Here is a 25629-nt window from a genome sequence, read left to right as displayed (position 1 = left end):
GTAATAAAAAACGCCGGACAGGCCGGCGTTTCGGGGTCTTCCGGGTGAATTCACAGAAATAACCGTTTCAAGATCGCTTGCGATTGACGAATTCCGCCATGTAGCGCTGCGGCTCGCCGGTATCGAATGCGCTGCCGAATTCGGCGACGCTGTTGGCGATCGCCGTATCGACCGGTTGATCCTCCCATTCGCGCAGCAGCCGCTTCTGCTGGCGCACGACCGTCGGCCCGAAGCCTGCCAGCAGCAGTGCAACCCGCTCGACTTCGGCGTCGAGCTCGGCCAGCGGCACCACGCGATGCACCAGCCCCCACGACAGCGCCTGCGCGGCGTCGCACAGCTCGCCGGTCAGCAGCATCCAGGCCGTGCGGGCATTGCCGATCAGGCGCGGCATCAGCGCGGCGTGAATCACCGACGGAATGCCGACCTTGACCTCGGGCATGCCGAGGTTGGCGTTGTCGCCTGCGATCCGCAGGTCGCACGCCAGCGCCAGTTCCAGTCCGCCGCCGAGGCACCAGCCCGGCATGCGCGCAATCACGGGCACCGGGCAGTGCCGCACGGCATCGCAGAGCGCGCGCAAGCCGGAGATGAAGCGCTCGGCGGTGTCCCGCGTCAAGCCGGCCATCTCCTTGATGTCCGCGCCGCCGATGAATCCCTTGTCGCCGGTGCCGCGCAGGATCAGCACGCGCACCCGGGAGTCGGCGGCCAGCGTGCGTACCGCCTCGGTCAGCGCGGCAATCACCGGCGTGCCGAGGATATTGAGCGAGCCGGCCTCGCTGATGGTCAGCGTGGCAATGCCGCGCGCGTCGATGGCGACGGCCGCATGGCGGCCCGGATCGGCAACAGGTGTGGCGGTGGTGCTCATGGTGTCCTCACTGCAGTTTGGCGAACTGGATCTTGTCGACGACGCGTTTCCAGTGCTGGTTTTGATGGCGGATCAGGTCCGCGAAGGCCTTGCGCGAGGTCCACGCCGGAATCGCGCCCTGCTTCTCGATGGCGGCAATGACCTCGGGGTCCGCCAGCGCCTGGCGCACCGCATCGTTGAGCTTGTCGAGGATGGCGTCCGGCGTGCCGGCCGGGGCGCCGAGGCCGAACCACGACGGATTGTTCATCGCCGGCAGTCCGGCCTCCGCGTAGGTCGGCACATCGGGCAGCAGCTTCAGGCGCTGCCTGGCGGCGACCGCCAGCGGCTTCAGGCGCTTGCCCTGGATCAGGCCCGACGAGGACGGAATATTGTCGAACACGACCTGGATCTGCCCGGCCACCGCGTCGTTCAGCGCCGGTCCCAGTCCCTTGTAGGGAACGTGCAGCATGCGCGTGCCGGTCTCGCTCATGAACAGCTCGCCGTTCATATGGCTCAGGCCGCCGTTGCCCGAGGAGCCGAACGAGTATTTGCCGGGGTTGGCCTTCAGCAGCTTGATGAAGGACGCGACATCGGTCGCCGGGAACGATGGGTTGACTACCAGCACATTCGGCACGTCGGCCAGGTTGCTGATCGGCGCGAAGTCCTTGACCGGGTCGTACGGCGTCTTCACGTAGACGTTGGGATTGACCGCGTGCGAGCTCTCGACCTCCATGACCAGCGTGTAGCCGTCGGCCGGCTGCTTGGCCGCATAGGCGCTGCCGACCGCGCCGCCGGCGCCGGGCCGGTTTTCCACCACGACCGGCTGCGCAAGGATGGCGCCCATCTTCGTGCCGACGATCCGGGCCAGGATGTCGGTGGTGCCGCCGGCGGCGTAGGGGACGATCAGCTTGATCGGCTTGCTGGGATAGCTGTCGGCATGCGCGTGCGTGGCGACGGCGGCCGTGGCGGCCAACGCGGCAATCAGCCGCATGGACTTGTGCAAGGCGGCGCGGTGCGGATGTTTCAAGGGTGTCTCCTCGTGGATGTTCGTATGGAAAGGAAAGAACTCAGGCGCCGTGCTCGCCGAGCAGCGGCGGCGCGGCGAGCGGGGTGGCCGGCGTGTCCGTCGTGTCCGTCGTGTCCGTCGGCGAACCCGGCAGCATCGGATTGCGCACCATCGGAATGCGGCCGAGCACCGGATGTTGGGCGTGCCGCAGCAGGCCGCGATGCCGGACCTGCGGATGCGCGAACACTTCCTCGATCGAGTGGATCGGCCCCCATGGCACGCCGGCGGCATCGAAGGCGTCGGTCCATTGCCGGCGCGAGCGGGTTGCAAAGACCTGCGCCAGCAAGGCCCGCAATGCCGGCAAATTGGCGATACGCGCGCTGTTGGTCCGATAGCGCGGATCGGCCGGGAGGTCGGCCAGTCCGGCCACCTCGCAGAAACGCCCGAACTGCGCATCGTTGCCGATCGCCAGGATCAGATGGCCGTCCGCGCAGCGGAATACTTCGTAGGGCGCGCAATTCGGATGCGCATTGCCGCTGCGCGGCGGATTGCGGCCCGAGAACAGATAGTTGGCGCCCTGGTTGGCGTTGAGCGCCACCGCGACGTCCAGCAGCGCGATGTCCAGATGCTGGCCCTCTCCGGTTGCCTGGCGCTGGAACAGCGCGGCCAGCACCGCCGACGTGGCATACATGCCGGTGCTCAGGTCGACCACCGCGACGCCGGTGCGCAGCGGCCCCTCGCCGGGCTCGCCGTCGGGCTGGCCGGTATAGCTCATCAGGCCGCCCATGCCCTGGAACACGTAGTCGTAGCCGGGCTTGTCGGCCATCGGGCCGCTTTGGCCGAAGCCGGTGATCGACAGGTAGACCAGCCGCGGGTTGCGCGCCTGCAGGCTCGCGTAGTCCAGCCCGTAGCGCTGCAGCGTGCCGGCCTTGAAGTTCTCGACCAGCACGTCGGCCTGGTCGGCCAGCGCCAGGATGGCGGCCTTGCCCTCGTCGGTGGTGAAGTCGATCGCCAGCGAGCGCTTGCCGCGATTGCAGCAGGCGAAGTACGCCGACATCCGTTCGCTGCCGTCGGGCGACTGCAGATAGGGCGGGCCCCAGCCGCGCGTGTCGTCGCCGCGCTCCGGATGCTCGATCTTGGTGACCTCGGCACCGAGGTCGGCCAGATTCTGGGTACACCAGGGCCCGGCCAGGATTCGGGACAGGTCCAGCACCTTGATGCCGGACAGGGCCTTGTGCAGCATGGGGTCTCCGCGTCGATTCGATCGCGGAGCAGTATATTTTTGCGCCCGGCGGCCAACCAGTCGAATGTCTTCAAGCCACCGTTCGTGGCAATTCAACGGTCGGGCGGCCGGTCACGCCAGCGCGTCGCGGGTCGCCGCCACGTGCGGATCGCCCAGCAGGAACTCGGCAAAGGCCTCGGCGAAGGCGGGCAGCTTGCCGGCGGCCGGCAGCACCAGATTCAGCTGGCGTCGCGCCCAGTCCTCGGCCAGGCGTACGCCGACCACACGGCCGTCGCGCAACGAGGCCGCGGCGACGCTGCGCGGCACCAGCGCCAGCCCGACGCCGGCCTCGACCAGCGCCAGCACCGCGTCGAAGGTCGGCGCATGCAGGCGGACGTTGGGCGAGCGCCCCAGCCGGTGCGCGGTATCCCGCAGGAACACCACATTGCTGGTATCGCGGCCCGGGCAGACGAAGTCGTGCTCCAGCGCCGCGCCGAAGCGCACGCCGCCGGGCTGCGCCTCGGCCTCGCGCGCCAGCGGATGATCGGCGGGCACGGCCAGCATCAACTCGTCGACCGCATACGGCATCCATCGCACGCCCTGCGTCTCGACTTCGCCGGCCTGCACGCCGACATCGGCCTCGCCAGCGGCGATGGCGGCCGCGATCTCGAGACTGGCCCGCTCCTCCAGATCGATATTGACCTCGGGATGGGCGTTCAGGAAGCGGCCGACGCTGGGCAGGATGAAGCCGTTCAGTGAACTGCTGTTGGCGATCAGGCGGATATTGCCCTTCAATCCCGCGGAAAACCGGCCGAGTTCGCCATGCATTCGTTCGAGGCCGCGCAGCAGCTCGCGAACGTGGCCGAGCAGCGCGGTGCCGGCCGCTGTCAGCTCCATGCCGCGCGCCGCGCGCACGAACAGCGGCGTGCCCAGCGCCAGCTCGAGGTTCTTCAGCCGATAGCTGGCCGCCGATGCGGTGATATGGATGGCGGCGGCGCCGCCGGACAGGCTTTGCGATTCGGCGATGGCCTGGAACAGCCGAAGGTCCGTCAATTCGTAGCGCACCGGGTTCTCTCTGGCGGGTCGGTCGATGGGCGATGCCGTGCATGGCGTGCCGGTGCCGCATTCTAAGCCCCGCCGCAGCGGCGGCCGGCGTTGGCGAGCGGCGCTACAGGCCGAACGGATATGTGTCCGGCATGCCGGTGCGCGCCGCGGTGGGCAACGGCGTCACCGCGTCGGTCCGATCGAACCAGGCGAGTGCATCGAACTGCTGCGGCAGGCAGGCGAACGCATAATGGCTGGCGAACTCGGTATCGGGCCGGTACACCACGCCGATGAAGCGTTCCTGGCGCGGCACCGTCAGCAGCGCGCGCGCCTGCTCGTGGACGCCTTCGCGCAGGTCGATGAAGCAGCGGTCGATGCCGGTGCGCTGGAACAGCGCCTCGTAGCTATCGGCGCGCGCGGGCACCACGTCCATCAATTGCATCGGGCCATCCCAGTCGGACGCCGCGGCGACGGTGCCGCGCGACGTCGAAAAGCCGATCAGCGCTGCTTGCTTGCCGAAGCGGGCTCGGCACAGCCGGCCGATATTGGTCTCGCCGTGGTCGCGGCCCATCGCGGTCGCGTCGGCATCGCCGATATGCGAGTTGTGCGCCCATACCACGGCCTTGGCGCCGGGCGCATAGGTGTCCAGCAGCCGCGCCAGCGTGTCGAACATATGGGTGTCGCGCAGGTTCCAGCTTTCCGGGCCGCCGTAGTACATCAGCCGGTAGTACTGCTCGGCCGAGGCGACCAGGTGGGCGTTCTGCGCGGCGTCGAAGAACGGCTCCTTGCCACGCGTCGCATAGTCGAGCTGGCGCTCGAGCAGCGCCTGCAGCTGGGCGATGACTTCGTCCTCGCAATCGCGCGCGCGGCCGGTCAGCACCGCGCGCCCATAGCGCGACGGGTCTTCGCGCCACGGCAGCAGGCAGCCGTAGCGCTCGCGCGCCTCGCGCGCACCGTCGGGATCGACGCGGTTCAGATAGCCGAGCACGGTGGCGATCGAGCTGCCCAGGCTGTAGATGTCCAGGCCGAAGAATCCCGCGCGCGTATCCGGCGCCCGTTCGGCGTTGTAGCCGCGCATCCATTCGACCAGCGCCTCGACCGACGTATTGCGCCACATCCAGGTCGGAAAGCGCCGGAACGGCGGTTCCTGGTGCTCGGCCGCCGGCAGCTGGCGGACATAGCGGTCGATCGCCGCGGCATCGGGCCAGTCGGCCTCGACCGCGACGATGCGAAAGCCGTGCCGCTCGATCAGCCGTCGCGTGAAGGCCGCGCGGGCATCGTAGAACTGCGCGGTGCCGTGCGTCGATTCGCCGAGCAACACCACGCGGCAATCGGCAAACCGGTCCACCACCGCGGCGAATCCCGGATCGTCGATGGCCGGCAGACGCTCGGCGGCCTCGGCGATCCGTTCGACGATATCGCTGTCGGCGAGCACCTGGCCGGTGACGGGATCGTGCAGTGCGCTGGTCATGTCGGTCCTCCGTGGATTGTCGATGGTGTCGATCGTCGTCTGGTCGATCGTCGTCGGGTCGATGGACTTCAGTCGCTGGGCGTTTCGTTGCCGGCGTCCTCGGCCGTGCGTGCGACCAGCGGCACGAAGGCCACGCCGGCGAGATCCTCGCGCTCGAGTGTGCCGTCCTCGCGCTTGCCGATACGCAGCAGCCGTTGCGCATGGCCCGGATGGCCGTGCGGCATCACCAGCGTGCCGCCCGGTGCCAGTTGTGCCAGCCACGCGGCGGGGATATCGGGGCTGGCCGCGGCGGAAACGATGGCGTCGTACGGCGCGCCCGCTTCCCAGCCGGCGGTGCCGTCGGCCAGGTGCACTTCGACGTTGTCGAAGCCCAGCGCGCGCAGCACGTCGCTGGCCCGCTCGGCCAGCCGCCGCCAGCGCTCCAGCGTGATGACGCGGGCCGCGATGCGTGCCATCACCGCGGCCGCATACCCGGAACCGGTGCCGATCTCGAGTACGCGGGAGGCGGGATGCAGCCGCGCGGCTTCGACCATGCGCGCGACGATATAGGGCTGCGAGATGGTCTGGCCGGAGCCGATCGACAGCGGCGCGTCGTCATAGGCCGACTGGCGCAGCGCGTCCGGCACGAAGCGCTCGCGCGGCACCTCGCGCATCGCCGCCAGTACCGCGGGATCCTGAATGCCGCGCGCGGCGATCTGCAGCTCGACCATCCGCTGCCGGTAGCGTTCGGGTTGTTGTTCGGGGCTGTCGAAGAGGGGAGGCATCATGGCGGGATCGAGGCGCGATTGGTCTGGCGCAACTCTGTTCGCGATCGTGCTCGCATTGACGCATCGACCGTGCCATCGATGGCGCCGCACCATGCCGCGTGGTTTCGATCACGTCATTTCCTCGGCTTCCCGCAGGCTGGAAGATCGTGCACGGGCCCGCGTACAAGCCGTGTAAATGCTCCCTACGCGTGCGCGACGCTGCGGGCGCGATGCCGCTGGCGCCGTTCTTGCGTACCGCTCGGCTTCTTTTCCCTCGCCGTCCGGCGACTTCCAAGGAGCATGACGATGAAGAGCAAAGCACCTCGCACCCACGCGATCAGCGACGTCACCGATGTGACCGATGTGACCACCGAGCGCCTGGCCGAGCAGCGGCCGATTCCCGCGGTCACCGAAGTGCCCGACGCTTCCACCATGCTGGCGCGCGACTACCTGAAGCTGACCGCGCTGGGCTGGAGCTTCTATGCGGCGTTGATGGAGGAGGCGGGCTTCCAGTGGACCTCGTGGGCCTGGAAGTGGAACCCCGACGAGCGCCTCGCGCAGCAGATCACCGCGCCCGCGCCGGCGCTGTCGATGGCGACGAAGTACGGGCAGACCGCCTGGGAAATCGGCGCCGACATGCAGGGACGCTGGCTGGATGCATGGATGCGGTACTTCACGTGGAATCCGGCGGCGATGTGGGGCGGGATGACGGGAACCGCGGAGACGGGCGCTAGAGCGTAGTCACCACGGACCTGGGCGTTCGCGGTGGGACGATGTAGCGGAAGCGCTGGTAGAAGGCCCCGCTCTCCTACTTGCGGGAGAGGGGTGGGGGAGAGGGCAGCGGCGGTCGTATTCGCGATATCGCTCCTGCGGGCCCCCTCTCCCCCAACCCCTCTCCCGCCGCGCGGGAGAGGGGAGCAAGTCGTCCAGCGCGCAGGCGCCGAAGCACGTTTACGGCGCTGTGCACGTATAGTTCGACGCCTGCGCAGCGGCCGCGGCGTCGTTGGCCGGTCCCGTATAACGCGGATACTGCGGATAGCGGCACAGCGGACGCGAGAACGCGGTCGCGCCGTTGTTCTCCTTCGTCGCCGTCAGCGTACCCGGCGCGGAGCCTTTGGTGACCCAGGTATCGAGCGCCGTCAGCAGGTCGGTCTGGTCCGCACCCGGGCCGCCGGCGCAATGGTTGACGCCCGGTGCCAGGTAGTAGCGCACGAACTCGTCGGCCGATGCCTGCCCGCCGACCGCGGCGACCATCCCTTCGTAATAGGCGTCGGTGGCCTTGAAGCTCAGCGCGGCATCGTTGGTGCCATGCCAGAGGATCAGCTTGGCGTTGCTGTTCTTCAATGGCCGCAGGTCGGTGTTGGTTGCGTCGTTGAGGTTCGACAGATTCGCCAGCGCGGCGACGTTGCTGTCCCACGTATAGGTTAGCGAGTTCTGTGAGCGGTCGCGCGCCAGATAGTTCTTGACCGTCGTGTCCTGAAACAGGAACTGCAGCGCCACGTTCAGATTGCCGTTCCCGGTCAGCCAGGCGCCCCACGCTCCCGGGTCGTCCTCGTTGCCGCTCAGCGCCCAGCCGGCATTGGAATAGGCGCCGTTGGCCCACACCGCAGGCGAGGTCCACGATTGCACGGCCGCCAGCTGCGCGTCCGACAGGCAGGCGTCCCCGCCATCCGTGCCGCCGGCACAGCGAAGCACCGCCGGATCGAAGCTGCACGACCGCGGATTGGAAACGACGCCGTCCGCGATGCCATCCTGCGCGTCGCAGGCATCCCGCACCGCCTTGGCGAGCAAATTGATCTTTGGCGCGCCCAGCATGCCGCCCGGAGCGGCGAGGGCCTTCGCATTGCGATTGAAGGCGCCCATGAAGCCGACCCAGTTGTAGGCCGGCGCGCGGGCGATGATGCCGTCGAACAGGTCCGGATTGCGCTGCGCCGCCATCAGCGCCTCACGGCCGCCATTGGAGCAGCCCTCGAAGTAGGACCGCTCCGGCGCCTTGCCATAGGCGGTTTGCAGCATCTGCCGCGCCGACGACATCACCGTCGGTACCGACTGATGGCCGAACAGCGCGGCGGCGTGCGGATCGTCGAGCGCGAAGTCCGCTGACAGCACGTTGCCGGCATGCCCCGAGTCGCTGTTGACGGTGGCGTAGCCCTGTTTCAACGCGGTCAGGTTGGTGGGAACGTCGATGCCGGGGATCGACCCGTTGTAACCGCCGCCGCCGCCGTAATACAGCTTGCCGTTCCACCGATCGGGGAGCCGCAGTTCCAGGTTCAGTCGCGGTGCGATGATCGCGTTGACCTTGCAGAACAGCGGTTGGGGCCCGCTTGCCGCGACGGTCGCGGCCGCCGTGACCGTCGCGCCGGCGACGGTCTTGCCCGCCAACTGCGAGCACGCCTGCTCGGCATTGGCCGAGGCCGACGGCCCGGGTTTGTGGTCGTCGTCGCTGCCGCCGCAGGCGGCCAGCGCGGCCATCGCGACAGCAGTCAGGGCGATACGATGCCAACGGAAAGCGAAAGTCTGTGCCATGTCGTCTCCTTCGATGTCGTGGAGTCAGGCCAGGACGGGCGCGACCTGCCCCTCGACACCGGTCTGGCACAGACTCGAGCGGCTGCTGCTGTTGCTGCTGCTGGGGGCGGTCCGAAGGAAGAATAGACGGGAGGCGAGGTGCAGATTGTCCCCGCGCGGACAATCGCGCCGCCATCGGATCGGGGTTTGCCCTAGGCTCGCCACTTGATGTGCTGCGCGGGCAGCCTGCCGGCAAGGGAACAGCGGGCGGTGCCGTGCCTCAGCGCCGCCGCTCGTGTTCGATCAGCTGGGCCAGCAGCCGCACGCCTTCCTCGATCCGTTCCTCGGCGATTCCGGTGTAGCCGAGGCGGAAGTGCGGCGATGGTCCGTCGGTGGCAAAGAACACGTCGCCGGGCTCGATGATCACGCCGTGCCGCAGCGCGATATCGCCGAGCTTGCGCGCGTCGAGGCCCGGCGGTCCCTCGACCCAGAACGATGACGCGCCGGGCGAATTCTGGACGCGGCATTGCGGCAGATGCCGCGCCAGCATGTCGCGCAGCACGGCCGCGCGGCGCTGGAAGATCGGGGCGACCCGCCGCAGCAGCGCGTCGTGGTGGCCCAGCGAGATGAACAGCGCGGTGGCGCGCTGGTTGTTGGCCGGCGGGTGCCGCAGCATGTAGCGCCGCAGCGCCCGCGCCTGGCGGATCACCGAGCTCGGCGCGACGATATAGCCGAGCCGGATGCCGGGCACGAAGGACTTCGACAGGCTGCCGACATAGATCACGCGGCCCTCTCGATCCAGGCTCTTCAGCGCGGGAATCGGCTGTGTCAGTGCCGGATTCTCGGTGTCGTAGTCGTCCTCGATCAGCACCACGTCGTGCCGATGCGCCTCGGCCAGCAGCGCCTCGCGCCGGTCCAGCGGCATCGTCACCGTGGTCGGGCACTGATAGCTGGGTGTGACGAAGGCATAGTCGCAGCGCGCCAGCTCACCCTCGGGACGCAGGCCCGAGTCGTCGACCGGCAGCGGCACCACCTCGCGTGCCCGCATGCCGAAGATCGCGCGCGCATCGCTGTAGCCCGGTTCCTCCAGGCCGACCACCGCGTCGCGCATCAGCAGATCGGCCAGCAGATAGAGCGCATGCTGCGCGCCCAGCGTGACCATGATCTCGTCCGGATTGGCCCAGACCCCGCGGCGCGGCAGCACGTGGCGCTGCAACTGCTCGATCAGCAGCGGATCGTCGCGGTCGATCAGGTCGGAGGCCCAGCCACGGATCTCCAGCACGGCCAGCGCCATGCGCGAGCATTCGCGCCAGTCCGCGGTCGGAAACAGCGCCGGGTCGAACTGCCCATAGATGAACGGATACGGATAGTTCTGCCAGTCGTTGGGCTTGACGATGGCGCGCAGGCCGCTGATATCGGGCAGCCGTTCGCTCCAGTCGGGGCCGGGCGTCTCGCTGCCGCCGTCGCTGCGGGCCGCCGTGTCGGCGTTCGCCGTGGACGCCGGTGGCGCCACGCTCGGCAATTGCTGGACGACGAAGTAACCGCGGCGCGGCCGCGTTTCGAGGAAGTGCTCGTCGACCAGTTGCTGGAAGGCCAGGATCACGGTATTGCGCGCGATGCCGAGCGTCGCGGCCAGTTCGCGGCTCGACGGCAGCGCGCTGCCTTCCGGCAATTGCCGCGACAGGATGGCGGAGACGATCTGCTGGCGCAGCTGCGCCTGCAGGCTCAGCGCCGAGTCGGCGGGCAATTGCAGCAGCCGATTCCAGAAGGTGTTTCCCTTGCCCGCCGTGGCCATGCCGTTCGCGCTCCGTATCGCCGGTTTCGTCCTTGGGTCGGGGAGCATTATCGGATATGGGGCGGGGAGGGGGTATGGGTGGAAAGCCGGTGATCGAAGCGGATGCGTCGCTGATGGCTTTGCTCCCCTCTCTGCTTGCGGGAGAGGGGCTGGGGGAGAGGGGGCACGCAACAGCGATATCGCGTGCTCGACCGCCTGGCCCTCTCCCCAACCCTCTCCCACAAGTGGGAGAGGGAGCGCGTTGGCGGTTGGCCCGTCGCGCCGCGCTGGCAAGCGCTTCAACTACAGCACATCATCCTTCAAGTGATACCAGTGGTACAGGAACCGCTGCCCCAGCCGCCGGAACGGTGCGAACGCCGGCGACTCGACCCACTCGCGCACATTGGGGAACGGCAGCGCCGAGCGGAAGATCGGCAGCTCCGGTCCCGGGTTCTTGCCCGCAATCATCGCGGCCATGCGCCGGCCGGCCTGGGCCGAATACATGACGCCGTTGCCGCCGTAGCCCATCGCGTAGTAGATCGTCTGCGCGGGATCGGGCCGGAAAATGCGCGGCATCATGTCGTGGCTGACGTCGACCCAGCCCCACCACGAGTAGTCGATCGGAATGCCCTTGAGCGCCGGGAACTTGCGCACCATGTCGTCGACCAGCTTCTGCTCGTATTGGGGCCGCGGCGCGTCGGTGCCGGTGATCGCGCTGCGGCTGCCGATCTGCAGGCGGCCGTCGGGCATCAAGCGATAGTAATGGCGCAGGATGCGGGTGTCGGTGATCACCTGCGTCGTGCGGAAGTTGCAGGCCGCGATTTCGTCGGGTGTCAGCGGCCGCGTCACGATCGAGTTCGACAGGATCGGGAACAGCCGGTTCTTCAGATGCGGATGCAGGTTCTGCGAGGTATAGCCGCCGGTCGCGACGCCCACTGCGCGCGCCCGCACGATGCCGCCCGGCGTGCGCAGATAGTGCACGCCGTCGCGCGTGGTCCAGTCGAGCACCGGGCTCGACGGGTGCACGGTCGCGCCCAGCGCGCGGGCGCGGCGCAGATAGCCGAAGGCCAGCTTGCCGGCATGGATGCCGATGCCTTCGGGCTCGTGCATCGCCCCGGCCGCCTCCTTGTCGTCGACGTATTCGCGCTTGACGGTATCGGCATCGAGAATGCGGGCGTCGTAGTGGAAGACCTCGCGCAGCAGCTTGGCCTCCTTCTCCAGCGCCGGCATCGCCTCGGGACGGTGCGCGATGTACAGGTGGCCGCCGGGCTGCGGATCGCAGTCGATATCGCGGATCAGCGTCTTGAAGGTCTCCATGCCGGCGCACACTTCCTCGTGCAGCCGCAGCGCGGCGTCCAGGCCGTAGCGCTGGATCCATTGCGAGCGCTTGAGCCGGCCCGACGCGCATTGCGCCTGCCCGCCGTTGCGCGTGCTGCAGCCCCAGCTGACGCGGTTGGCTTCCAGCACGGTGGCCTTGATGCCGTGTTCCTGCGCCAGGAAGATCGCGCAGGTCAGCCCGGTGAAACCCGAGCCGATGATCGCGACATCGACGTCGACGTCGTGCGTGATCGGACCGTCGTCGGGCGGCGGCTCGCCGGCGGTGCCGATCCAGTAGGTCGGCGCGTAGTCGCGGCCCTGGCCGGGCGTCGGCGCGACCAGCGGGTCGTAGGCGGGATCGTAGGGCCGGGACGGACCGGTTGCCCGGTTTTGTCCGGTGTGGCCACCGGCCTGGCCCGGCGTCCCGTTCTCCCGTCCGATGGCGGTGATATCGGCAATGGCTTCCATCGCTGCGCTCCTGTTGGCGACGCGTTTGTCGACGCGTTCGATCAGCCGCGCGAACCGGCCGCCAGCGCGGGACGGTCCTTGCGATAGGCGTTCTTGACCGCGATCTTGCCGTCGCGGAAGGTGAACACGTCGACCATGCGCGCCTCGATGCGCGAGCCGTCGGCCTTGGTGCCGCGGAACGTCGATTCGCTGACGCCGCGGTCGCCGCAGACGAAATGCTCGCCGTCGAGCCAGGCGGCGTCGGGGAAGGTCTGCCACGCCAGCTGGAAGCCCTCGCGCACCGCTTCGCGGCCGCTGAACGTGCGGCCGAACAGCTCGCCGCCGGCCACCGCGTGGAACACGCAGTCGTCGGTCATGAACGACATCAGCGCGTCGATGTCGTGGCGGTTCCAGGCGTCGCTGAAGGCCTGCAGCGTGGCGGCGGTGACGCCGCCGCTGGCGCCACCGGCCTGCTGTCCGGACGGGTTGCTGTCGGGCGCGACGATGGCTTCGGTGCCGGCCTGCTTGCTTGCGTACTCCACTTGAATCTCCTCGATGTTGTTGCGGTCCGCGCGGCAGCGGACCAGGTCCTTTGCACGTTCCCAGCATAGGGAAGCGCCGGGACGCGCTGTAGGGCCAGTTGGATGGAATCGATTGGGCCAGCGTTTGCCGCTGGTGGAAACGCTGACCCTCTCCCCCAGCCCCTCTCCCGCATGGCGGGAGCGGGGAGCGCGTCATCGGCGTTTGATATGTCGCAGCGTTCGGGGCTCGTCTCCCCCTCTCCCGCTTGCGGGAGAGGGGTTGGGGAGAGGGCAAGGCGCTCGCCAGCCTCTGTAAGAGTCAAAACCGATGCACTTCGGCCCGCGGCATGTCGCCCAGATGCTGCTGATGCGGATCGATCTCGTTCTCGCGCAACGCCGCGCCGCGGCGGTACTGCCGACGCACCAGGTAGACCAGCAGCAGGATGCCGAGGCTGACCACCCCGAGCAGCAGCGGCTTGCGCTGGTCCGGAATGAAAGCCATTGCGATCACGATGCCGGCCATGCCGATGATCGCCACATAGGTCAGATACGGATACATCCACATGCGCACGCGCAGCTTTTCCGGCGCCTCGCGTTCGAGCCGCGCGCGCAGACGCAGCTGCGATACCGCGATCAGGATGTAGACGAAGATCGCGACCGTGCCGTAGGAGTTGACCAGGAAGGCGAACACCGTATCGGGCGACACGTAGGACATCACCACCGCGGCATAACCGAACAGCGTCGAGAACAGGATCGCGCGGACCGGCACGCCATTGCGGTTCAATTTGGCCAGCGCGGCCGGCGCATCGCCGCGGCGCGTCAGCGCGAAGATCATCCGCGACGACGCATACAGGCCCGAGTTCAGCGCCGACAGCACCGCGGTCAGCACCACCGCGTTCATCACCTGGGCGGCGCCACGGATGCCCATCGCGTCGAGCGCGCTGACGTACGGGGTGGCGATGCCCGGCGAGTTCCACGGCACCAGGCACACCACCAGCAGCACCGAGCCGACGTAGAACACCAGCACGCGCGTGATCACCGAGTGGGTCGCCTTGGCCACCGCCTTCTGCGGCTCCGCGGTTTCGGCCGCGGCGATCGTGACGATCTCCGCGCCGAAGTAGAAGCCCGTCGCGGCGACGGCGCCGGTCAGCACCGGCATGATGCCGTTGGGTGCGAACCCGCCGTGCGCGCTCAGGTTGGCGACGCTGGGCGCGGTATCGGGCCACATGCCCAGCACGAACAGGCCGGCCAGGAACAGGAACACGACGATCGCGGCCACCTTGATCGACGCGAACCAGAATTCGAACTCGCCGAAGGACTTGACCGAGAACAGGTTGGTCAGCGTCAGCATCACCAGCAGCACCAGGCTGATGGCCCAGGACGGAACGTCGGGCAGCCAGTAGCGGATCAGGTCCGCTCCCGCCACCGCTTCGATGGCGACCACGATGACCCAGAAGTACCAGTACATCCAGCCGGTCAGGAAGCTGGCGAGCGCGCCCGTCTGGGGCTTGTCGCGCCATGCTTCGCGCGCGTATTCGTAGAAGGAGCCGACGGTGGGCAGCGCGCACGCCATCTCGCCCAGCATCCGCATCACCAGCACCACCAGCATGCCGGTCAGCAGGAAGGAAAGGACGGCCGCCGGGCCGGCCGACTTGATCACCACGCCGCTGCCGACGAACAGTCCGGCACCGATCACGCCGCCGAGCGCGATCATCGTCATGTGGCGCTGTTTCAGGCTGTGCTTGAGGCCGCGCGAGCCCTCGGGGTTATCCAGCAATTTTTGTCTCCAGTGCTTCTCATGATGGTGTCGTCACGGCGTCGCTGTCTTTGTTTTGTCTGTCCGGGGCCGCATTGCTGCGGCGGCCCCGAAGGCCGTGATCGCGCGGCGCGGCAGGGCCGCACCGCGCGCCTCGTTGCTTCCGTTATACGTAATCCTTGTACTTGTCGAGCAGGCGGACCGGCTTGGACAAGGCATCGCGGCGGAACGGATCGCCCAGTTCGCGGGTGCACATGATTTCCACGATGGTGGTCTTGCCGTGGTTCATCTGCAGGTCGATGGCCTTCTTCAGCGCCGGGCCGACATCCTCGAGCCGGTCGACCACGATGCCTTCGGCGCCCATCGCGCGGGCGATGTTGGCGAAGCTCGGGTTGTCCAGCTCGCCGGCGACGAAGCGGCGATTGTAGAAGTCGACCTGGTTCTTCTTCTCCGCGCCCCATTGGCGGTTGTGGAAGACCACCGCGGTGACCGGGATGTTGTGGCGTACGCAGGTCATGGTCTCCATCAGGCTCATGCCCCAGGCACCGTCACCGGCGTACGAGATCGCCGGCCGGTGCGGCGCCGCGACCTTGGCGCCGATGATGGTCGGGAAGGCGTAGCCGCAGTTGCCCCAGCTCATCGCCGCGAAGAAGCTGCGCGGCTTCTCGAAGCGCAGATAGCTGTTGGCCACCGAGTTGATGTTGCCGATGTCGGTCGACACCATCACGTCGGCCGGCATCGCCTTCTCGAGTTCGCGCAGCACCTGGCGCGGATGCAGGTAGGTGCCGCCATTCGGCGTCCGTTCGTTCTTCTGCTCCTCGATCATGTCCAGGCTGAACGGGTCGCGCTCGTGCGTCCACTCGTCCAGTTCCTTCTCCCAGGCGGCCTTCTCGGTGGCGATCTGGTCGGCGCGCGCGGCGCGGGTCGCGTCGCAGGTCAGCGTGCGGTTGGCCAGCCGTTCGGTCAGCGCGACGGCGGCCGCCTTGGCGTCGCCGCAGATGCCGACCGAGATCTTCTTGACCAGGCCGAGCATCTTGTGGTCGGCGTCGATCTGGATGATCTTGGCCGTCTTCGGCCAGTAGTCCATGCCGTGCTGCGGCAGCGTGCCGAACGGTCCAAGCCGCGAACCGAGCGCCACCACGACGTCGGCGCGCGAGATCAGCTTCATCGCCGCCTTCGAGCCCTGATAGCCCAGCGGACCGCACCACAGCGGGTGGCTCGCGGGGAAGGAGTCGTTGTGCAGATAGCTGTTGACCACCGGCGCGCCCAGCCGCTCGGCCAGCGCCTTGCATTCCTCGACGCCATCGGCCATCACCACGCCGCCGCCGGAGATGATCACCGGGAACTTGGCCTGCGCCAGCAGTTCGGCCGCTTCGTTCAGGCTCTGCTCGCCGCCCGGGCCGCGGTCCAGCCGGCGCGGCTGCGGAATCTCGGCCTTGATCTGGCCGTAGAAGTAGTCGCGCGGAATGTTCAGTTGGGTCGGGCCCATCTCGGCCATCGCGCGATCGAAGCAGCGGCCGGTGAATTCGGCCATGCGCGCCGGATTGGTGACGTGGCCCTGGTACTTGGTGAACTCCTGGAACATCGGCAACTGGTTGGCTTCCTGGAAGCCGCCCAGGCCGATGCCCATGGTGCCGGCCTCGGGCGTGACGATGACCACCGGGCTGTGCGCCCAGTAGGCCGCGGCAATCGCGGTCACGCAGTTGCTGATGCCGGGGCCGTTCTGGCCGATCACGACGCCGTGGCGGCCCGACACGCGCGCATAGCCGTCGGCCATATGGCCGGCGCCCTGCTCATGCACGACCGGGATCAGGCGGATGCCGGCGGGCGCGAAGATGTCCATCGCGTCCATGAAGGCCGAACCCATGATGCCGAACATATCGGTCACGCCGTTGGCGGCGAGGGTTTCGACAAAGGCCTCGGAAGGCGTCATGGCTTGCGGGCCGGCGGTGGGGGTGTGGTCGGACATGCTTGCGGTCTCCGGTAGGTTGGGATCGTTGTGACTCGTAAAACGGTACGGGATGTACCGAAAACTGTTGTTTGGCTGAAATGTAGGACGGACCTTGAGCATCGTCAATAGGAAAATCCATTATTCGGTATGAGTTGTACCTAAAAGTGAGACTGGGATAAGATGGCCTCGTAAACAGCCGGCGGCGGGCATGCGCCTGCGCGGCGCGTCGAAGTAGTCCAGCCTTATCCAGGAGAAACCGAAGTGGCGATCGACCTTGCCAGCGTGACGCCGGACCGGATGGTGTCGGTGCGTGAAGTGTTCGGCATCGACAGCGCGATGCGGGTGCCGGCCTTCGGCGTGCGCGACGATCACGTGCCGGAGATCGATCCGGGCTACCGCTTCGAACCGGAGGTCACGCTGGCGATCCTGTCCGGTTTCGTCAGCAACCGCCGGGTGCTGGTGCAGGGCATGCATGGCACCGGCAAGTCGACCCATATCGAGCAGGTGGCGGCGCGGCTTAACTGGCCGTGCGTACGCGTCAACCTCGATGGGCATATCGGCCGCATGGACCTGGTCGGGCGCGACACCGTGGTGCTGCGCGACGGCCAGCAGGTCACCGAATTCCAGGAGGGCATCGTGCCGTGGGCGCTGCAGCGGCCGATCGCGCTGGTGTTCGACGAATACGACGCGGGCCGGCCGGACGTGATGTTCGTGATCCAGCGCGTGCTCGAGCGCGATGGCCGGTTCACGCTGCTGGACCAGAACCGCGTGATCCAGCCGCATCCGTTCTTCCGGCTGTTCGCGACCGCCAACACGGTCGGGCTTGGCAATCTGACCGGCATGTATCACGGCACCCACCTGCTGAACCACGCGCAGATCGACCGCTGGAACGTGGTGGCGACGCTGGACTATCTGCCGCGCGAGGCGGAGATCGATATCGTGCTGGCGCGCGTGCCGGAACTGGCCGACGCGGCCGGACGCGAGTTGGTTGGCACCATGGTCGCCGTCGCGCAGTTGACGCGCGAAGGGTTTGCCGCGGGCGACGTGTCGACGCTGATGTCGCCGCGCACCGTGATCGCCTGGGCCGAGAACTGCCAGATCTTTCGCGATCCGGCGCTGGCGTTCCGGCTCAGCTTCCTGAACAAGTGCGAGCCGGGCGAGCGCCCGATCGTGGCCGAGTATTTCCAGCGCGGCTTCGGTACCGAGCTGGAGCCCTGCGGCGACGCGGCGGCCTGACGATGTCGACGCCGGCGATACCGGACGCGTCGGGAACCACGGACGCCGCGATCACGGAGCCCGCGAAACCCGCGCTGCCGGCTGCGACGCAGCGCCGGCGCGAGGCGTTGTGCGCGGCGGCCTTGCGCGCGCTGGCAGGGGACGCCGCCTTGCATTACCGCGCGGGAAGGCCATGGCGCGGCCAACGGCCGCTGCCGCTGCACGCGCCGCACGTGCTGACCGATGTCGGCCGCGACTCCTTCCCCGACCTGCGCGGCAGCGTGGACGCCGTCGCGCTGCGCCTGCGCCATGGCGATGCGGACCTGCATCGCGCCCTGCGGCCCGCCGACCCCGTCGCGCGGCTGCTGTTTGAACTGTTCGAGCAGTTGCGCTGCGAGACCCATCTGCCCGCCGGCATGCCGGGTGTGGCCGCCAACCTTCATGCCCGCTTCGAACGATGGTCGCTGGCCTTCCATCGCTCAGGCCTGACGGAAGGGCGTTTCGGCATCCTGGTCTACACGGTGGCGCAGGTGGCCTGGTCGCGCCTGTCGGGCCGGCCGGTGGTCGAGGAGACCGAGGACCTGATCGAGGCCACGCGCGCGGCGATCGTGCCTGCGCTGGGCACCGCGCTGGCCGGCATGCGGCGCACGCGCGCCGACCAGCGCGCCTTTGCCGAACACGCGCTGGCCGCGGCGGAGATGGTGGCCGGGATGCTGCGCGACGATGCCCGTCGCGCAGGCCTGGCCGACGACGATGGGCGTGAAGCGCACGAATCCGTGCGCGACGGCTTCTCGCTGCTGCTCGACTTCGAGGACGAGGCGTTGTTACAGGAAGCAGGCGGCGCGGGCACCGGCGGTGCTCGTGCCCGCGCCAACGAGGCCCGTGCGCCGGCCTACGCTGCCTTTACCACCCGCTACGACCGCGAGCTGCGCGCCGCCACGCTGGCGCGGCAGGCTTCGCTGCAGGCATGGCGCGAACGCCTGGACCGGCGCATCGTCGGCGGTGGCATCAATCCGGTCCGCATCGCTCGCACGTTGTCGTCGGCCTTCGCGCTGCCGGCCGCCGATGGATGGTCGTCCGGCGACGAAGAGGGCCGGCTCGACCGCAGCCGGCTCGCGCAGCTTGCCTGTGCCGGCGGACAGCCGCGCATCTTCCGCCAGCCCCGCCTGCAGGCGCGCATCGATGCGGTGCTGGCGTTCCTGATCGATTGCTCGGGCTCGATGAAGGCGCATATCGACCAGATCGCCTTGCTGGTCGATGTGATGACCCGCGCGGCCGATGCCGCGGGCCTCGCCACCGAAGTGCTCGGCTTCACCACTGGCGCCTGGAACGGCGGCCGCGTGGCGCGCGACTGGCAGGCGGCGGGCCGCCCGCCGTCACCGGGCCGCCTCAACGAGGTCTGCCATCTGGTGTTCAAGGATGCCGACACCAGCTGGCGCCGCGCACGGACCGGCATCGCCGCGCTGTTCAAGGCCGATCTGTTCCGCGAAGGCATCGATGGCGAAGCGGTCGACTGGGCCTGCGCCCGCCTGCTGTCACGCCCGCAGGCACGCCGTCTGCTGGTGGTGGTATCCGACGGCAGCCCGATGGACCGCGCCACCGCGCAGGCCAACGGCGAACGGCTGCTGGACGACCATCTGAAGGACGTGGCGGCCCGCCACGAGGCCCAGGGGCGGATCGAACTGATGGGGCTCGGCGTCGACCTGGACCTGAGCCCTTACTACCGGCGCCACTTTCCGCTGGATACCACCCGGCCGCTGGATACGGCGGCGATCGATGTCATTGCGAGGTGGGTGGGGAGTGGGGGACGCTCGGCGCAAGGCTGACGCCGAGTCGGGCGCCGGCTAGCGTTGCAGTTGCCTCGACATCTGCGCGAGCGGCATGAAAAGGATGGAGTTCAATATCCGCATTTCACCTGCATCAGGTTGGGCCTCAGCCACGACCTGCTCGACGACCTCACCCTTGGCGCGTTCCAGCGTGGCGAGCAACGCGTCGAGTTCGGTCGCCGCTCCACCTTCGGACAGGCCCAATTCCACGCCGGCCTGTATCACGTCGTCACGGCGTATGTCGCGGAAATGGCGGGCGTTGCCGATCGGCATGGTCAATTCGGAGTCCGGCCAGAACGGGTCGTTGTTTCGGTAGGTGACCGTGTCATAGACCACGGTGCTGACCAGATCGTAGAAAGGCGCGAGCGCATAGCCGCGCGGCCCGCTGAAAAAGGACAGATTCTTCATGTGAGCGTCGCCATTGCCCATCAGCACATTGAAGGCGATCCACCGATACAGCGCCAGGCGCGACGCGGTGCGTTGCAAGGTCAGCGCGATCAGTTGTTTCACGGTCTCAGTCGAGCTCTGCGCATACTTGAGGACGCGGCTCTTTCCCCGTATCTGCATGCCGTCGATGACATGACGCCGCCAGATCCGCCCATCGGCGCTGCGGCGGTCGAATCGCGCCACGGCGAACACGGGCGCCGGTACGCGAAGAAAGGCGGTGGCGGGAACGGGAAGGCCAGCGCGTGCGGCCAGCCGCATGCAAAAGAACTCGTTGATCGCGGTGTGGCGCCAGGTCTCGGATCGGGAATCCGGCTTCAGGATATGCGTCGACGGTTCCGCGCCGACGGGTTCCCAGATGCTCCAGTGTCCCGGTCCGCCCTCGAGAATCGCGGCGAGCTTGTGTTGGGCACCCGCGACCGACATGTGTTTGGGGGCGTTCGCATCGAGAGGGCGGCGGGGCAAGTCGAGAATCCGCGCGTTCAATGTTTCCAGCGGAAGAGGAACGCGCCCGGGCGCCGGCTCGTCGGCGCCCGGCGGCAGCAGCGTGATGGCGCCAGCGGACTCGGCCCCGTAGTAGGCGAGCATCGACCAGGCGTCGTCGACGTCCAGCCTTGCCGCCGTCGCCAACAAGCCGCGTTGCTCTTCCTCCGGCAAGAGGTTGTCGAAGAACCATTGCACCGGGCGATCGGTACTGGTGTCCGTTTGGCGGCCAGGCTGCAACGGCAAGTCGGGACACAAGGCAAACCGGTCTGGGCGCTGCAGCCACAGCGGGTCGTATTCAAAGCTCCAGACGCCGTTGTCCTCGACCAGCTTGCCGATCCCGATGCCATTGGCACTTGCCATCAACGTCCGCGAATCGCCGTTCATTTCCGCACCCGCCGTTTGGTGACCGTCTTGGGGTTCGCCATCCATGGTTCGACATCGAAGGCTTCGGCGGACAGCAACACGCCCAGCTCGCGCAGCAGGTGCAGGACCTTTCCCAATTGGGCCGTGGATTTTCCCGCTTCGACGTTGGAGATGAAAGTTGGTGACAGGCCTGTACCCCGCGCCACTTCATCGCGGGTGAGCCGTTGGGACAGGCGAGCGGCGCGGACCAGTTGCCCGAGCACTTCAGGGTCGGAGATGGGGACGTGCATGGCACGATACCGTAGTCGATCGGCATCATTATAGGGCGAATGTCCGATTTGGGGAGCTTATCGTATTCGCTCGAATACTTTATACCGGTTCTTGCGCCAGGGCAGGTATAAAGAGTGCGATCGTAATCTTTATGATCATGTCGAGCGTTGAAGACTGATAAGGATTACGATCGGCAACGTTAACCCGAGAGCCTAGGTGGAGGGGGCCCCAAACCACTGCCACAGCGCTCCCACCATCAAGTACGCACCCAGCACGACCAGCACGCCAAACGCGACTCTTCGCGTGGCTTCCGTCGACAGCGGCGGCGGGAAGCGCCGTGCCGCGATCGTGCTCAGGGCCACGACCGGGAAGGCCAGCGCGGCCTGCAGCCACACGTCGCCGGCCAGCTCGCCTTGCCAGGCGCTGTAGGCGGTGCGGACGGCCGAAGTGGTGGTGAAGACCAGGATCCGCGCGCAGCGGATCTGCACCATGTTCAGCGGCTGACGGTAGAACTGGAAGATCAGCGGCGGCCCCGAGACGCCGAACAGGCCGCTGAGCAGGCCGCCGCAGACGCCGCTGACGAAGAAGCTGCCGTCGCCGGAGCGGCTTGGCAGCGCGGCGGGGCGCAGCGCGGCGCCGATGCCGCCATACAGCACGACCGCACCGAGCATCAGCTGCAGCACGCCGGCGGCGGTGCCGCTCAGGTAGTGCAGCAGCACGACACCGGCGACCACCGACGGCAGGATGCCGAGCGTGGCGGCCCGCACCGCGCGCCAGTCGATATGGTGCAGCTTGCCCGGCAGCGCCAGCGCGCCGTTGGCGAGCGTCAGCAGGCTGACCAGCGCGGCCAGCGTGGCGACCGGTGCCAGATGCAGGCCGCTGGCCGCGCCCATCACGATCAGACCCATGCCGAACCCGGTCACGGTCTGGAAGTAGCTGCCGAGCCCGAGCAGAGCCAGTACCGGCAGCAAGGTTTCGAGATTCATCGGGACTGCGCGGCTCCCGATGGCGGCGTGGCGGCAGGCAGGTCGATGGGCAGCGCCATCTGCGCGCCGGCATCGCCGTCTTCGAGGTCCGCGGCCTGTGCCTGCACCACGGTCACCGCGATCACATGGAAGATGTCGTCGGCGCTGCAGCCGCGCGACAGATCGTTGGCGGGGCGCCGCAAGCCCTGCAGCATCGGTCCGATCGCCACCGCGCCGCCCAGCCGCTCGGCCAGCTTGTAGCCGATATTGCCGGCCTCCAGGCTCGGGAACACCAGCACGTTGGCATGCCCGTGCACCTGCGACGCCGGCAGCTTGCGCTCGGCGATCTCGGCGACGATCGCCGCGTCGAGCTGCACGTCGCCGTCGATCGCCAGGCCGGGCCGCAGCGCACGCACGCGCTGCGTCGCCGCGGCGACCTTGTCCACGGCGGCGTGGTGGGCGCTGCCATTGGTCGAGAACGACAGCATCGCCACGCGCGGCGTCTCCATCAGCAGGCTCTGCGCGCTGTCGGCGGCGGCCATCGCGATCTCGGACAGCGCTTCGGCGTCCGGGTCGATCACCAGGCCGCAGTCGGAGAAGATCAGCCCGCCCTTCAGCGAGTGGAAGGGCTCGCAGAACATCATCAGGAAGAAGCTCGATACCAGGCGGAACGACGGCGCGATGCCGATGATCTGGATCGCGTGGCGCACCACGTCGGCAGTGGTATGGACCGCACCGGCCACCGAGCCGTCGGCGTCGCCGGCCCGCACCATCAGGTTGGCGAAGCACAGCGGCGCCAGCACGTCGCGTTGCGCCTGCTCGGGCGTCATCCCCTTCGATCGGCGCAGCGCCAGCCATTGCTCGGCGTAGCGGTCCCGCTGCGCAGCGCTGGCCGGGTCCACCACGTCCAGGCCGTCCAGCGCGATGCCGTGCCGCTCGGCGGCATCGGCGATGCGGGCGGCATCGCCGACCAGCACGATGCGCGCGATGCCTTCTTCCGTGGCGCGCCGCGCGCCCTGCAGCACGCGCGGATCCTCCGCCTCGCACAGCACGACGCGCCGGGGGGACGAGCGCGCGCGCTCGATGATGCGGTGGATCGCTTTCATGGCGGATACGGTGAATAAAAAAGCGGGATGAAACGTACCGAAAACGGGATTTGACCGAAGCATAGGTCGGCTGGCCCTCGCGGTCAACAAAAATCTCGAAAAACGGTACGTCATGCGCACTAAAACGGGACACAAGGGACCGTCATGGTGCGATGGAAGGGCGCGCGCGGCTGGCAGCAGAGCCGAATACGGTGCCGTTCGGCGGCCGGTCCGTGCTTGGACCCACGATTGCCGCCCAGTGGCACTATGGCGCGCGCCACCCGCTGCCTACGATAGCGCTACCCAACGTGCAAGGCGTTGGCCGCCGATTGCCGCCACGATGCGGCGACGGCCGATCAAAGGACGCGACAGCCGTCCACTGCAAGGAGACATTGGCATGCGACCTGCTTCCAGTCTTCCCCTCCTCGAGTAGGCACCTCGCCGGTGCCTGGATTCTCCGTGCCGCTCCCTGGCTCCCTGCCGCGGCACGCAACCTGTCTTTCTTGAGGAATACGACGATGCGTTGGATCGAGCGTTGGATCAAGCAGTTCGCAACAGGCGCAGTGCTGGCCGCCGCCGTGCAGACGGGCGCGCTGGCACAGAGCAAGGAGGTGGTGATCGCCTACCAGGACATGGTGGTGCCATGGCGCCATGTGCAGGACGCCAAGGAGATCGAGAAGCAGACCGGCTACAAGGTGTCGTTCCGCCAGTTTTCCGGCGGCGGCGACGTGATTCGCGCGATGGCGTCGGGACAGATCGCGATCGGCGAGGCCGGCACCTCGCCGATTGCCTCGGCGCTGTCGCAGGGGCTGGACGTCGAGCTGTTCTGGATTCTCGACGACATCAACGCCGCCGAGGCGATGGTCGCGCGCAACGGCACGCGCATCGACAGCGTCGCCGATCTGAAGGGCAAGCGCGTCGGCGTGCCGTTCGTCTCGACCACGCACTATCACACGCTGGTCGCGCTGGAGCAGGCCAAGGTCGATCCGAAGCAGGTCCGCATCATGAACATGCGGCCGCCGGAAGTCGCCGCGGCCTGGCAGCGCGGCGACATCGACGCGACCTTCATCTGGGACCCGGTGCTGGCGCGCATCAAGCCGACCGGCAAGGTGCTGCTGACCTCGGGGCAGATCGCGCAGTCGACCGGCAAGGCCACCTTCGACGGCATGATCGTCAGCAAGAAGTTCGCGCGGGAGAACCCGGACTTCATGGTCAAGTTCGTCAGGATGCTGGCCGCCGCGGATGACAGCTATCGCAAGAACAAGGCCGCGTGGACCGCCGATTCGCCGATGGTCAAGACCGTCGCGAAAGTGTCGGGCGCCAAGCCCGAGGACGTGCCGGGCAGCATGTCGCTGTACGCGTTCCCGACGCTGGAGGAGCAGGCTTCGGCGCGCTGGCTCGGCGGCGGCGCGGCCAAGGCCCTGCAGTCCGCGGCGCAGTTCCTGAAGGAGCAGGGCACGATCCAGACCGTGCTGCCGGACTACTCCGCCGGCGTCAATGCCGAGTGGGTCAAGCGGGCGATGCGTTGAGCCGCCGCCTGTCCAGTTCTTCCAGCGATTCGCCAACGACCCCACAGGGAGCCGAGATGGCCAAACTCGAAATCGACAACCTCAGCGTCAACTATGGCGGCGCGGGCGGTGCGCAGACGCTCGCGCTGTCGCAGGTCAACCTGACCATGGAACGCGGCGACTTCGTCGTCGCGCTGGGCGCCTCCGGCTGCGGCAAGACCACGCTGCTGTCCTGCATCGCCGGCTTCATGCAACCGTCCGAAGGCGAGATCCGGCTCGACGGCCGCGCCGTCAACGGGCCCGGCGCCGAACGCGGCGTCGTGTTCCAGAAGCATGCATTGATGCCGTGGCTCAACGTCGCGGACAACGTCGCGCTGGGTTTGCGCATGCGTGGCGCCGGCCGTGCCGAGCGGCTGCGCATCGCGCGCGACAAGCTGGCGCTGGTCGGGCTGGAGCATGTCGCGGACAAGCCGGTCTACCAGTTGTCGGGCGGCATGCAGCAGCGCGTCGGCATCGCACGTGCGCTGGCCAACGATCCGGCGGTGATGCTGATGGACGAACCGCTGGGCGCGCTGGACGCGTTGACGCGCGAATCGATCCAGGCGCTGATCCTGCAACTGTGGGCGCGCGAGCAGAAGATCGTTTTCTTCATCACGCACAGCGTCGAGGAGGCGCTGTTCCTGGCCACACGGCTGATCGTGATGACGCCGTCGCCGGGCCGCATCGCCCACACCTACGAGCTGCCGTATGCGCGCCGCTATATCGAATGCGGCGATGCGCGCGCCGTCAAATCCGATCCGGATTTCATTCGCCACCGCGAGGAAATCGTCGACCTGATCCATGCCACGCCACAAGGATAAGCCGAT

General features: G+C 67.9%; 21 protein-coding genes. 5 read left to right on the top strand and 16 right to left on the bottom strand.

Annotated elements, in window-relative coordinates; genetic code table 11:
- Positions 1-67: 67 nt before the first annotated feature.
- The 6 genes from M1D55_RS07260 to M1D55_RS07235 all read right to left on the bottom strand — a co-directional run bounded on the left by M1D55_RS07260 (position 68) and on the right by M1D55_RS07235 (position 6351).
- A complete protein-coding gene (locus tag M1D55_RS07260; protein WP_456280511.1) occupies positions 68-862 on the bottom strand; it encodes an enoyl-CoA hydratase in 795 nt (264 codons plus the stop codon).
- A gap of 7 nt (positions 863-869) precedes the next feature.
- The gene (locus tag M1D55_RS07255; protein WP_064576411.1) at positions 870-1832 is read right to left on the bottom strand and encodes a Bug family tripartite tricarboxylate transporter substrate binding protein; all 963 of its coding nucleotides are present in this window, start codon (positions 1830-1832) and stop codon (positions 870-872) included.
- Positions 1833-1908: 76 nt separating this feature from the next.
- Positions 1909-3090, bottom strand: a complete 1182-nt coding sequence (locus M1D55_RS07250) for a CaiB/BaiF CoA transferase family protein (protein ID WP_456280510.1) — start codon at positions 3088-3090, stop codon at positions 1909-1911.
- Between the two features lie 111 nt (positions 3091-3201).
- Positions 3202-4134: a LysR family transcriptional regulator gene (locus M1D55_RS07245; RefSeq protein ID WP_456280509.1), complete on the bottom strand. Its 933-nt coding sequence runs from the start codon at positions 4132-4134 to the stop codon at positions 3202-3204.
- A gap of 103 nt (positions 4135-4237) precedes the next feature.
- Positions 4238-5584, bottom strand: coding sequence for an erythromycin esterase family protein (locus tag M1D55_RS07240; protein ID WP_456280508.1), 1347 nt, complete (start codon positions 5582-5584; stop codon positions 4238-4240).
- Between the two features lie 68 nt (positions 5585-5652).
- The gene (locus M1D55_RS07235; protein ID WP_232204599.1) at positions 5653-6351 is read right to left on the bottom strand and encodes a protein-L-isoaspartate(D-aspartate) O-methyltransferase; all 699 of its coding nucleotides are present in this window, start codon (positions 6349-6351) and stop codon (positions 5653-5655) included.
- A gap of 285 nt (positions 6352-6636) precedes the next feature.
- On the opposite strand from M1D55_RS07235, the gene M1D55_RS07230 reads away from it, so the two are divergent.
- Entirely contained in the window at positions 6637-7071 is a 435-nt protein-coding gene (locus M1D55_RS07230) for a hypothetical protein (protein WP_064576370.1), read from the top strand.
- A 210-nt stretch (positions 7072-7281) separates the two neighbouring features.
- Here the strand turns inward: M1D55_RS07230 and M1D55_RS07225 are convergent, their stop codons facing one another.
- The 6 genes from M1D55_RS07225 to xsc all read right to left on the bottom strand — a co-directional run bounded on the left by M1D55_RS07225 (position 7282) and on the right by xsc (position 16619).
- The gene (locus M1D55_RS07225) at positions 7282-8856 is read right to left on the bottom strand and encodes a tannase/feruloyl esterase family alpha/beta hydrolase (RefSeq protein ID WP_456280507.1); all 1575 of its coding nucleotides are present in this window, start codon (positions 8854-8856) and stop codon (positions 7282-7284) included.
- Between the two features lie 259 nt (positions 8857-9115).
- Entirely contained in the window at positions 9116-10630 is a 1515-nt protein-coding gene (gene pdxR, locus M1D55_RS07220) for a MocR-like pyridoxine biosynthesis transcription factor PdxR (protein ID WP_456280506.1), read from the bottom strand.
- 282 nt (positions 10631-10912) lie between these two features.
- On the bottom strand, positions 10913-12394 hold the full coding sequence (locus M1D55_RS07215) for an NAD(P)/FAD-dependent oxidoreductase (RefSeq protein WP_231906472.1): 1482 nt from the start codon (positions 12392-12394) through the stop codon (positions 10913-10915).
- 41 nt (positions 12395-12435) lie between these two features.
- Positions 12436-12807, bottom strand: coding sequence for a nuclear transport factor 2 family protein (locus tag M1D55_RS07210; protein WP_043437690.1), 372 nt, complete (start codon positions 12805-12807; stop codon positions 12436-12438).
- 406 nt (positions 12808-13213) lie between these two features.
- Positions 13214-14614 (bottom strand): amino acid permease, encoded by a 1401-nt coding sequence (locus tag M1D55_RS07205; RefSeq protein ID WP_156526546.1) that lies wholly within the window; start codon positions 14612-14614, stop codon positions 13214-13216.
- Positions 14615-14816: 202 nt separating this feature from the next.
- Complete coding sequence (gene xsc / locus M1D55_RS07200) at positions 14817-16619, bottom strand: sulfoacetaldehyde acetyltransferase (protein ID WP_456280505.1); 1803 nt, start codon at positions 16617-16619, stop codon at positions 14817-14819.
- A 279-nt stretch (positions 16620-16898) separates the two neighbouring features.
- Between xsc and M1D55_RS07195 the strand changes: the two genes are divergently transcribed.
- Positions 16899-17837: an AAA family ATPase gene (locus M1D55_RS07195; RefSeq protein ID WP_053824677.1), complete on the top strand. Its 939-nt coding sequence runs from the start codon at positions 16899-16901 to the stop codon at positions 17835-17837.
- A gap of 2 nt (positions 17838-17839) precedes the next feature.
- Entirely contained in the window at positions 17840-19642 is a 1803-nt protein-coding gene (locus tag M1D55_RS07190) for a cobaltochelatase CobT-related protein (protein ID WP_456280504.1), read from the top strand.
- A gap of 18 nt (positions 19643-19660) precedes the next feature.
- Here M1D55_RS07190 and M1D55_RS07185 read toward each other — a convergent pair whose 3' ends face one another.
- The 4 genes from M1D55_RS07185 to pta form a co-directional block, all read right to left on the bottom strand.
- Entirely contained in the window at positions 19661-20956 is a 1296-nt protein-coding gene (locus M1D55_RS07185) for a HipA domain-containing protein (RefSeq protein WP_456280503.1), read from the bottom strand.
- On the bottom strand, positions 20953-21225 hold the full coding sequence (locus M1D55_RS07180; protein WP_082928562.1) for a helix-turn-helix domain-containing protein: 273 nt from the start codon (positions 21223-21225) through the stop codon (positions 20953-20955). The genes M1D55_RS07185 and M1D55_RS07180 overlap by 4 nt, the downstream gene beginning before the upstream one ends.
- Positions 21226-21417: 192 nt before the next feature.
- Positions 21418-22191 carry a TSUP family transporter gene (locus tag M1D55_RS07175; RefSeq protein WP_456280502.1) on the bottom strand — a complete coding sequence of 258 codons (774 nt, stop codon included), beginning with the start codon at positions 22189-22191 and terminating at the stop codon, positions 21418-21420.
- Positions 22188-23276 (bottom strand): phosphate acetyltransferase, encoded by a 1089-nt coding sequence (gene pta / locus M1D55_RS07170; RefSeq protein WP_232204604.1) that lies wholly within the window; start codon positions 23274-23276, stop codon positions 22188-22190. Before pta ends, M1D55_RS07175 begins: the two co-directional genes overlap by 4 nt.
- A gap of 497 nt (positions 23277-23773) precedes the next feature.
- Between pta and tauA the strand changes: the two genes are divergently transcribed.
- Together tauA and M1D55_RS07160 are read left to right on the top strand one after the other, a co-directional pair.
- The gene (gene tauA, locus M1D55_RS07165; protein WP_006576510.1) at positions 23774-24784 is read left to right on the top strand and encodes a taurine ABC transporter substrate-binding protein; all 1011 of its coding nucleotides are present in this window, start codon (positions 23774-23776) and stop codon (positions 24782-24784) included.
- Positions 24785-24840: 56 nt separating this feature from the next.
- On the top strand, positions 24841-25623 hold the full coding sequence (locus M1D55_RS07160; protein ID WP_006576511.1) for a taurine ABC transporter ATP-binding protein: 783 nt from the start codon (positions 24841-24843) through the stop codon (positions 25621-25623).
- Positions 25624-25629: the final 6 nt, after the last annotated feature.

It is taken from the genome of Cupriavidus sp. JZ107 (assembly GCF_053903255.1).
The sequence above is the reverse complement of the archived record's forward strand: the minus strand, read 5'-3'. Positions and strand labels throughout refer to the sequence as shown.